Genomic DNA, 8,894 nt, shown 5'->3' with positions numbered 1-8,894 from the left:
CCGGGTGAGCCACTCGTCCCGCTGTATCTGCGTCGCCCAGATGCGAAAGAGCCCGCAGCGAAGCCGCTGTCACCGGCGATTCCGCGCGTAGCTGTCGGCGAGGAGTGACCCCGTGCGCATCCGTGAACTCCGACCCGCCGATGCGGCTGCAGCCGCGGCCATTGAAGCGGATCTCTTTGTCGACGAAAGTCCATGGTCCCGCGATGTCTTCCTCACGGAACTCGCGCACCCCTACACCTTCTATGTTGGGGCATTCGTGGAAGACAGCGACGAAGCAGTTCTTGCCGGGTACGCCGGCGTTGCCCGTCTAGGGCCACGCGAAGACCCGGAGTTTGAGGTGCACACCATCGCGGTTGCGCGCCAATTCCAAAGCCACGGCATTGGACGTGCGCTCATGGACCAGCTGGTGCACGCCGCGGATATGTACGACGCCCAAATGTTCCTCGAAGTCCGCACCGATAATGAGCCCGCCATCGCGCTATACAAGAGCTACGGGTTTGCCGAGGTGGGAGTGCGCAAGGGATACTATCCCTCTACTGGAGCAGATGCGTACACGATGATGCGCCACTCCGTGTCTGAGGTGTCAGTGGGGTCAAAGGAGTCAGAGCAATGATCATTCTGGGAATCGAATCCTCCTGCGACGAAACAGGCGTGGGTGTTATTGATCTACAGCCGGACGGCAGCATGCAGATCCTCGCAGACGTCGTGGCATCGTCCATGGAAGAGCACGCCCGCTTCGGTGGGGTGGTGCCCGAGATCGCGTCCCGCGCCCATCTCGAGGCGATGCCACGTGTGATGGAAAAAGCGTTGGCGGATGCTGGCATCACCAAACCGGACGCCGTCGCTGCGACAGTCGGGCCGGGTCTAGCAGGGGCGTTGCTCGTCGGGGCGTCAGCGGCGAAGGCCTACGCCGCAGCGTGGGGTGTGCCCTTCTATGGTGTGAATCACCTGGGGGGACACGTTGCCGTGGCCAACCTTGATGATGCGGATGAACTACCGCACTCCGTTGCGCTACTCGTCTCCGGCGGGCACAGCCAAATCCTTGAAGTCGATGCGGTAGGCAAACCTATGAAGGAGCTCGGAAGCACGCTTGACGACGCTGCCGGCGAAGCCTACGACAAAGTCTCCCGCCTGTTGGGGTTGGGGTATCCGGGTGGGCCGGTCGTCGATAAGCTTGCGCGACGCGGTGAGCCGAATATTTCCTTCCCACGCGCCCTGTCGCGCGCTGAAGACCTGCGCGGCGAGCACCGCTACGACTTTTCTTTCTCCGGCCTGAAAACTGCCGTCGCGCGGTACGTTGAGGCCGCCGAGCGGGCCGGAGAGGTGATCAGCGTCGAGGATGTGTGCGCATCCTTCCAGGAAGCTGTCGTGGACGTTCTCACCGCAAAAGCCATCATGGCCTGCGAAGACGCAGGAGCGCGCACCCTGTTGCTCGGTGGGGGAGTCGCGGCGAACTCGCGGCTGCGGGAACTTGCGCAAGAACGGTGCAACGCCCACGGAATCGAACTCCGAGTGCCGCGCTTCGCCCTGTGTACCGACAACGGAGTGATGATTGCGGCACTTGCCGCCCAACTCATCCACGAAGGCGCGCAGCCTTCCGGGTGGGACACCGCAACGGACACGGCACTTGAGGTGGAGACCCCGCTCGTTCATTCTTAAGTCTCACCGAGCGAAGTCTGTACTTTCGGGTTAACGTGACAACCGCGTAAAAATTCACATCCCGAAAGGACGCTCTCCCGCCATGAAGTCTCGCGATCATGAACGCTTCGGTTTTCTGGTGAATCCGGACCTGACCTACCGTCGGATCATCTTTGACATTGACCACGCGAGCCAGTTCCTCGGCCCCGTTGTTCTTGAGGGAGTGCGTGTCGCGTTTTCCCAAAACGACACGCAATATGAGGCCATTTACTCTCCGCAGGCTCGTGAGAATCGTGCCGCGCCGAACCCGGTTGCGTCCATGGCGGCGAACTTGGCGGCGACGGACAACGCTAATTTCCTGCAAGACCCGACATCGGCGATTTCCGGCCCGGTCATCTTCGTCGGTCGCGATGGGCACAGCATTGACGACGACATCGTGGACCAAATCAAACAAGCCATCCGCGCCGTCCGCCACTACAAGGACGACAACCCGGAGGAGTACAACCTCTGGCACAACGCTGTGCTCAACATGGGGACGGTGCAGGACTAGCTCCGAGCGTGGGGCTGGTGAGCCCCATTGTTGTCGTTTAGCACTCGCATGGGTAGAGTGCTAAACAGGTTTTGGGCACAGTTTGTTCACCCGCGACGACGGCTGCGCACCGAGAAACCGTGTAATGAATCCAACTTTCACGAAAGGTTCAATCGTGGCAAACGTCAACATCAAGCCTCTGGAAGACAAGATCCTCGTTCAGATTGTCGAAGCTGAGACCACCACCGCTTCCGGCCTGGTCATCCCGGACTCCGCACAGGAGAAGCCGCAGGAAGCAACCGTTATTGCTGTCGGCCCCGGCCGCTGGGACGACGAGGGCGAGCACCGCATCCCGGTGGACGTCAAGGAGGGCGACACCGTGATCTTCTCCAAGTACGGCGGCACCGAGCTGAAGTACAACGGCGAGGAGTACTTGCTGTTGTCGGCGCGTGACCTGCTGGCCGTCGTCGAGAAGTAAAAGGCGGGATTAATCCCTTATGGCAAAACTCATTGCATTTGACCAGGAGGCCCGCGAGGGCATCCAGCGCGGTGTGGACATCCTCGCCGACTCAGTCCGCGTGACGCTAGGCCCGCGTGGCCGCAATGTTGTGCTGGACAAGGCGTTCGGTGGTCCACTCGTGACCAATGACGGCGTGACCATCGCCCGCGACATCGACCTCGAGGAACCGTTTGAGAACCTCGGTGCGCAGCTGGTCAAGTCCGTCGCTGTGAAAACCAATGACATCGCTGGTGACGGCACGACCACCGCAACACTGCTCGCCCAGGCCATCATCAACGAGGGCTTGCGCAACGTTGCCGCTGGTGCGAACCCGATCGAGCTGAACAAGGGCATCGCAGCAGCTGCTGAGGCTGTGGTCGAAGAGCTCAAGGCGCGTGCGACCGAGGTATCCTCCAACGAGGAGATCGCCAACGTTGCCACCGTCTCCTCCCGCGACTCCGTCGTCGGGGAGATGGTTGCCGGCGCCATGGACAAGGTGGGCAAGGACGGTGTCCTCACCGTTGAGGAGTCCCAGTCCATCGAGTCCTACGTGGACGTCACCGAAGGTATCTCTTTTGAGAAGGGTTTCCTGTCCCCCTACTTCATGACCGACCCGGAAGCCGGCCAGGCCATCCTGGAGAACCCGCAGGTCCTGCTCGTCCGCAACAAGATCACCTCCCTGCCGGAGTTCCTGCCGCTGCTGGAGAAGGCCGTGGGCACCTCCCGCCCGCTGCTCATCATCGCTGAGGACATTGAGGGCGAGCCGCTGCAGACCCTCGTGGTCAACTCCATCCGTGGTGCCCTGAAGGTTGTTGCGGTGAAGTCGCCGTACTTCGGTGAGCGCCGCAAGGCCTTCATGGACGATCTCGCTGTGGTCACTGACGCCACCGTCATCGACCCGGAGGTCGGCGTGAACCTCAAGGACGCGGAGCTTGACGTGCTGGGCAGCGCCCGCCGCGTCACCGTGACCAAGGATGACACCGTCATCGTCGACGGCGCTGGCACGCCTGAAGCAGTGGAGAACCGCCGCGAGCAGATCCGCCGCGAGATCGAGAACACCGATTCCACCTGGGACAAGGAGAAGGCGGAAGAGCGCCTGGCCAAGCTGTCCGGTGGTGTCGCTGTCATCCGCGTCGGTGCGCCGACGGAGACCGAGGTCAACGAACGCAAGCTGCGCGTCGAGGACGCCATCAACGCTGCCCGTGCGGCTGCACAGGAAGGCATCATCGCCGGCGGTGGTTCCGCGCTGGTGCAGATCGCAGCCAAGCTCGAGGAGCTCGCTGCGAACTACCCGGGTGAGCAGAAGACCGGTGTACTCACTGTTGCTCACGCGTTGGTGAAGCCGGCTTATTGGATCGCAGAGAACGCGGGCCTGGATGGTTCCGTTGTTGTGTCCAAGGTCGCTTTGCTGCCGAACGGCGAGGGCTTCAACGCCGCCACGCTCGAGTACGGCAACCTCATCGCGCAGGGCATCATCGACCCGGTGAAGGTGACTCACTCTGCTGTGGTCAACGCCGCGTCCGTGGCACGCATGGTGCTCACCACTGAGGCTTCTGTGGTGAACAAGCCTGAAGAAGAAGAGGCAGGTCACCAGCACTAAGCAATTGCTTATCGACGAAGCGCTCCCACCCGGGGGCGCTTTTTCGTCTGTTTAAGCGGCTTGGGGGAACACCGTTTGCATCGCTCCGTACGGGTGTGTGGTGTTGACCACCGGATAGCCCTTGGGGGAGATCCACGTGGGGGTGCCGGTGCGCATTTCGATGTGACCGCGGTGTGGCTTGTGTAGGTCGTCGTCGTTGACGCGGTTGTGGTAACGACACAGTGGTGCCAGGTTTTTCAAGTTGGTTTCCCCACCGTTTTTCCATGCAGTGATGTGGTGAGCTTCGCACAGGTCCGCCGCCTGGTGGCAGCCGACGAACGCGCACACGGGGGAGGTGGCTTTGGCCAGGTCCCGCTGTTTCTGGTTTGCAAAGCGCTGCCCGCGGTACAGGTTGATCGCGCCTTCGGAAGGGTGGAAAAGCGCCGCCTCCAGGTGATTGTCTTCGGTGGCGATGAACCGGTTGAGGTATTCCGTACCCGTCATCGTGGTGCCATCTGTCATGCCCAAGATAACCTCGTCGCCCTCACCGGAGAGGATCTGTACGTGTTGGGCGAGGCCGACAAGCAACAAGGGTCTGGGGATCGCTTCGGCGAAACCACCGTTACCACGTAAGAGGGCGATGATTGCTTCTAATAATTGCGGGCCGATCGGCCTCGAAGGGTCAATGTCCTGATAAGCATGAAACTTGAGGTCAGCGGCGGTTCGCTCATCCATGGTCAGTGTCACGGTGGTCACGCCCATATGTGGAGCACCGAAGCTGGCTTGTTCGCGCGGAGGAGTCTTCTCCTTCGCAGGCACGATGCGTTTTGCCAGGGCATTAAGTGCTTTCCAGGTGTGTGAAACGTGTGCGGCGGCGCTCAGAAGTTTCATCCGGTAACTATGACGGCGCGTGGCGTGAGAGATGTGCTTAATGGTCCGCTCGATGAGGGCGAGCATGCCAATATTTAGCCCTAAAGCGCGTGCTTTATCGCGCGCCTTTTGCTGCTTGGCGGAGGATAGGTTCTCGCCGTAATACGCCTCATGAACTAACTTCCAGTTGTTCACTGTGGCTTGTTCAATGCCGGCATCAACCGCCCGGGGTTTATCAAAGTGCTCTAACGCGTCAATGCCTAATGAGCTATGGGCATCTATGAGATCATTAAAAGTTTTCATGCCCCGACGGTAACTGCGATAAAACCCCTGGGTAAAGGGTTTTTGAGATTTCACACAATTTAAGAATCTATGGAACCAAACAGGGGTCTGAAGCAGTCTAAGTAAGGTTGGGGGTTTTGAAACGTCGATAAGCGAAAGCCTAGTTTGCGGCGACCTTGACGCGACGAAGAGCTGCCTGGCGTTCGGACTCGCTCATGCCACCCCAAATGCCGTACGGTTCCGCGACCGCAAGCGCGTGAGCGCGACATTGTTCGAGGACAGGGCAGGAAAAGCAGATGGCTTTCGCACGGTTCTCACGCTTCGCGCGCGCACGACCGCGCTCCCCGTCGGGGTGGTAGAAGACCTCGGATGCCTCGCCGCGGCATGCGCCATGAAGTTGCCAATCCCAGAAATCCGCATTCGGGCCGGGAAGCTGTTGAGGCATGGATATCGCGGGCATATTCATCTCCGTGTGTAAAACCTATGGCGAATAATTTCTCGCGCAGTGTGCAAGGCGATGGTGAACAATGGGTTTCTGCCAGGTTTCGCACAGTTATATCTGGCCTAGCAGGCTTCATTTTGCTGTATCTGACGTGCATAAATGTGCAAAGGTGAAACGTTGGTGAATTGTTGGTGACTTCCGCTGGAAACCACCTCGCTTCGCCCTGTGAGAGTTAGGGAGATTAGGTAGCTGACGCGTAGGATGTGGCCGGTGCACATTTAACGTGCCTGCAAAGTTTGATTTTTGCCTGCCCATCTACGCTCATCTACGCCCATCTACGAGAAAAAGGAGAGACGTCGTGGCCTCATCCGACGCGGATCAACGTCTCGCCGAACTCGTGCCTTTAGCGCAGGCAGAGGATGCTGCGGCGCTGCAGGAGATCATCAAGGTTGTGCACCCGATGGTGCTGCGTTACGCCCGTGCGCGGATTAGTTCGGGCCGGACTCCCACGGCCGAGGATGTTGCCCAGGAGATTTGTCTGGCGGTGGCAACGAGTGTGGGGAAGTATCAGGACACTGGCAAGCCGTTTATGGCGTTCGTGTATGGCATCGCGTTCAACAAGGTTGCGGATGCTCACCGGGCGTTAGCGCGCGATAAAACGAACCCGACGGATGACGTTCCTGACCAGGAATTTTCCGGCGTTACCCCCGAAGATGCAGCGATGGTCACGGCGGGAAGTAACAGAGTGCGTGCTTTACTCGATCTGTTAAGTGACAAGGCGAGAGAGATTGTTGTCCTGCGTGTGTTTGTCGGATTGTCTGCTGAGGAAACAGCGGAGATCGTGGGCAGTACTGCAGGGGCGGTCCGTGTCGCACAGCACAGGGCGCTTGCCACACTCCGGCGGGCACTCGAAGACGGAGTTTGAGGAGGGTAGTTATGGAGCCAACGTCCACGTTTGGCCGTCATCACCGTCGCTATGAGCACGATGTTCAGGCAGATGACGCCTTCCTGACCTCGCTTTCGCTGGGTGTTGATCCGTCGGATGGGGCGGATGAGCTCGCGTCGCTGCTGTTGGGGTTGCGGGATGAGGTTGAAGCACCCATGCCATCCGCCCCGCTTATCGACGGCGCTTTGGCGCCCGTCACCTCTCTTACCGAGCACCGCGCGAAGCGGGATGCGTCCCGTCGTTTCCGGACGAGTCCGTGGATGGCAGGCCTCGTCGGTGCCGCTGCGGCCACCGTCGTCGTTGCTGGTAGCGGTGCTGTTTTGTACAGTGCGTCACCGGGGTCTGCTTTGTGGGGTCCGTCCCAGGCTGTTTTCGGTGAGCGCAAGAATGTCGTGGAGTTGGCTACCAAGCTCGACGAGATTGAAACGATGACTGAAAGTGGCAACTTGGCTGGTGCAAAGCTGCTGATTGATCAGCTGCGTGAGTCCATGAACCTTGAGCGCGGTGTGCCGCCCGAAGACGGAGGTGACCCAGCTCCGAAGGAGACCGTTGTGGTCACGCCTGAGCCGGAACCTGCAGGGGAGAAAACTCAAGAGACTGTCACCGTGACGCTCGAGCCGACCACTGTCACAGTTGTGGTGACGGAGCAACCGGGCGAAACCACGACTACGGGCAGCCCTGCTGCACCGTCGAGCACGCGTCAGGGTGCGCCAACACCGGGGCCTGCTGCGCATCCGGGGGCGCCCACTACGCAAGCTGGCCAATCCTCCTAGTGGGGGTTTAACGCGCGTCGAGGCCGTCGAGGTATCCCAGCGCGTAGTCCCAGGGCACGTAGGCCTGGATGTTGGGCTGAGCGCTCGGCTCATGAACCGGGGGTAGTTCGCCGTGGAGGCTGGCGATCATGTTGTTGATCATGATGTCCCAGTCATAAAAATGCATCTCTTCGCAATCCTCGCAGACGAACGTGATGCCAAGGATGCCACGGGGTTCGAGAACAAGTTTGAATTCCCGAGTCTGGGCCAGATCGCGGAGGACAGCTTCGCGCTCCTCCGGGGTGAGTGGCGTGGGGGCCTCGTCGTCCTCGATGAAAGACGCCGGGTCATTGGGGTCGTCGGCGAAGGGGTCACGAGGCATCATCGAGTCGAAGAACACGCCCCCAGCCTAGGCAAGGCTTGAGCAGGGGGCCAATTCGGGGACACCTGCGCTCATTGGGGGAGTAGGTGGTTTACCCACTATGCTTGCTGGCTAGAAGCGGAAGCGAGAAACAGCAAGGGAGCGACATGGGTAACATCTTCGGTTCTAAGAATTCCGGTGAGAGGGTGCATACCGGCGGCGATGACCCGTCGAAGGTGCTTCTACGTGGTTTGACCTTTGACGATGTGTTGCTCCTGCCCGCGGAGTCCCACATCGTTCCGGGGGAAGTGGATACCTCGGCGCAGTTCACCCGCAATATTCGTTTGGGTATGCCGATTGCGTCGGCAGCTATGGATACGGTGACGGAGTCCCGCATGGCTATTGCCATGGCGCGCCAGGGCGGCATTGGTGTGCTGCACCGTAATTTGTCGGCGGAGGACCAGGCGGAGCACGTTGATGTGGTGAAGCGTTCGGAGTCCGGCATGGTTACGGATCCGGTAACGGCTACTCCGGACATGAGTATCAGTGATGTGGATGCCCTGTGCGCACGTTTCCGCATTTCCGGTTTGCCGGTGGTGGATGAGCAGGGGGTGCTGCTGGGCATTATTACGAACCGCGATATGCGCTTCGAGGCTGATTTCTCCCGCCCAGTTTCCGAGGTGATGACGCCGATGCCGCTGGTGGTGGCGCAGGATGGTGTGAGCAAGGAAGAGGCGCTCAAGCTGCTGAGTGAGAATAAGGTGGAGAAGCTGCCGATCGTCGATAAGCAAGGCAAGCTTACTGGTCTGATCACCGTGAAGGATTTTGTGAAGACCGAGCAGTTCCCTAACGCGTCGAAGGACAGTGAGGGGCGTCTGCTCGTCGCGGCGGGCATCGGCACGGGCGAGGATTCCTACAATCGCGCGGGCCTGCTTGTCGACGCGGGCGTGGACGCCCTCGTCGTCGACTCCGCCCACGCGCACAACAACCGCGTCC

Annotated in this window: 11 protein-coding genes; 8 read left to right on the top strand and 3 right to left on the bottom strand. The window is 60.1% G+C overall.

What is annotated here, in order from left to right; genetic code table 11:
* Nucleotides 1–112: 112 nt before the first annotated feature.
* The 5 genes from rimI to groL all read left to right on the top strand — a co-directional run bounded on the left by rimI (nucleotide 113) and on the right by groL (nucleotide 4,266).
* Nucleotides 113–613 (top strand): ribosomal protein S18-alanine N-acetyltransferase, encoded by a 501-nt coding sequence (rimI, locus tag F4V54_RS09050; RefSeq protein WP_150386919.1) that lies wholly within the window; start codon nucleotides 113–115, stop codon nucleotides 611–613.
* Nucleotides 610–1,659 (top strand): tRNA (adenosine(37)-N6)-threonylcarbamoyltransferase complex transferase subunit TsaD, encoded by a 1,050-nt coding sequence (gene tsaD / locus F4V54_RS09045; RefSeq protein WP_150386918.1) that lies wholly within the window; start codon nucleotides 610–612, stop codon nucleotides 1,657–1,659. The genes rimI and tsaD overlap by 4 nt, the downstream gene beginning before the upstream one ends.
* A gap of 82 nt (nucleotides 1,660–1,741) precedes the next feature.
* Nucleotides 1,742–2,188, top strand: coding sequence for a hypothetical protein (locus F4V54_RS09040; RefSeq protein ID WP_034664180.1), 447 nt, complete (start codon nucleotides 1,742–1,744; stop codon nucleotides 2,186–2,188).
* A 154-nt stretch (nucleotides 2,189–2,342) separates the two neighbouring features.
* A complete protein-coding gene (gene groES, locus F4V54_RS09035; protein WP_034664178.1) occupies nucleotides 2,343–2,645 on the top strand; it encodes a co-chaperone GroES in 303 nt (100 codons plus the stop codon).
* 19 nt (nucleotides 2,646–2,664) lie between these two features.
* The gene (gene groL, locus F4V54_RS09030) at nucleotides 2,665–4,266 is read left to right on the top strand and encodes a chaperonin GroEL (protein WP_102723973.1); all 1,602 of its coding nucleotides are present in this window, start codon (nucleotides 2,665–2,667) and stop codon (nucleotides 4,264–4,266) included.
* A 51-nt stretch (nucleotides 4,267–4,317) separates the two neighbouring features.
* Here the strand turns inward: groL and F4V54_RS09025 are convergent, their stop codons facing one another.
* Together F4V54_RS09025 and F4V54_RS09020 are read right to left on the bottom strand one after the other, a co-directional pair.
* The gene (locus F4V54_RS09025; protein ID WP_150386917.1) at nucleotides 4,318–5,418 is read right to left on the bottom strand and encodes an HNH endonuclease signature motif containing protein; all 1,101 of its coding nucleotides are present in this window, start codon (nucleotides 5,416–5,418) and stop codon (nucleotides 4,318–4,320) included.
* A 139-nt stretch (nucleotides 5,419–5,557) separates the two neighbouring features.
* Entirely contained in the window at nucleotides 5,558–5,848 is a 291-nt protein-coding gene (locus F4V54_RS09020) for a WhiB family transcriptional regulator (RefSeq protein WP_034665365.1), read from the bottom strand.
* 349 nt (nucleotides 5,849–6,197) lie between these two features.
* Here F4V54_RS09020 and F4V54_RS09015 point away from each other — a divergent pair, with 349 nt between their 5' ends.
* A complete protein-coding gene (locus F4V54_RS09015) occupies nucleotides 6,198–6,764 on the top strand; it encodes a sigma-70 family RNA polymerase sigma factor (protein ID WP_150386916.1) in 567 nt (188 codons plus the stop codon).
* Between the two features lie 11 nt (nucleotides 6,765–6,775).
* Nucleotides 6,776–7,558: a hypothetical protein gene (locus tag F4V54_RS09010; RefSeq protein WP_150386915.1), complete on the top strand. Its 783-nt coding sequence runs from the start codon at nucleotides 6,776–6,778 to the stop codon at nucleotides 7,556–7,558.
* Nucleotides 7,559–7,565: 7 nt separating this feature from the next.
* Here F4V54_RS09010 and F4V54_RS09005 read toward each other — a convergent pair whose 3' ends face one another.
* A complete protein-coding gene (locus tag F4V54_RS09005; RefSeq protein ID WP_084576718.1) occupies nucleotides 7,566–7,922 on the bottom strand; it encodes a DUF5319 domain-containing protein in 357 nt (118 codons plus the stop codon).
* 143 nt (nucleotides 7,923–8,065) lie between these two features.
* Between F4V54_RS09005 and guaB the strand changes: the two genes are divergently transcribed.
* Nucleotides 8,066–8,894: IMP dehydrogenase (gene guaB / locus F4V54_RS09000; protein ID WP_150386914.1), on the top strand; the 829-nt coding region annotated here is incomplete at its 3' end.

The sequence above is a fragment of the Corynebacterium tuscaniense genome (genome assembly GCF_008693065.1).
Lineage (GTDB): Bacteria > Actinomycetota > Actinomycetes > Mycobacteriales > Mycobacteriaceae > Corynebacterium > Corynebacterium tuscaniense.
This window is presented reverse-complemented; position numbering and strand designations above follow the sequence as displayed.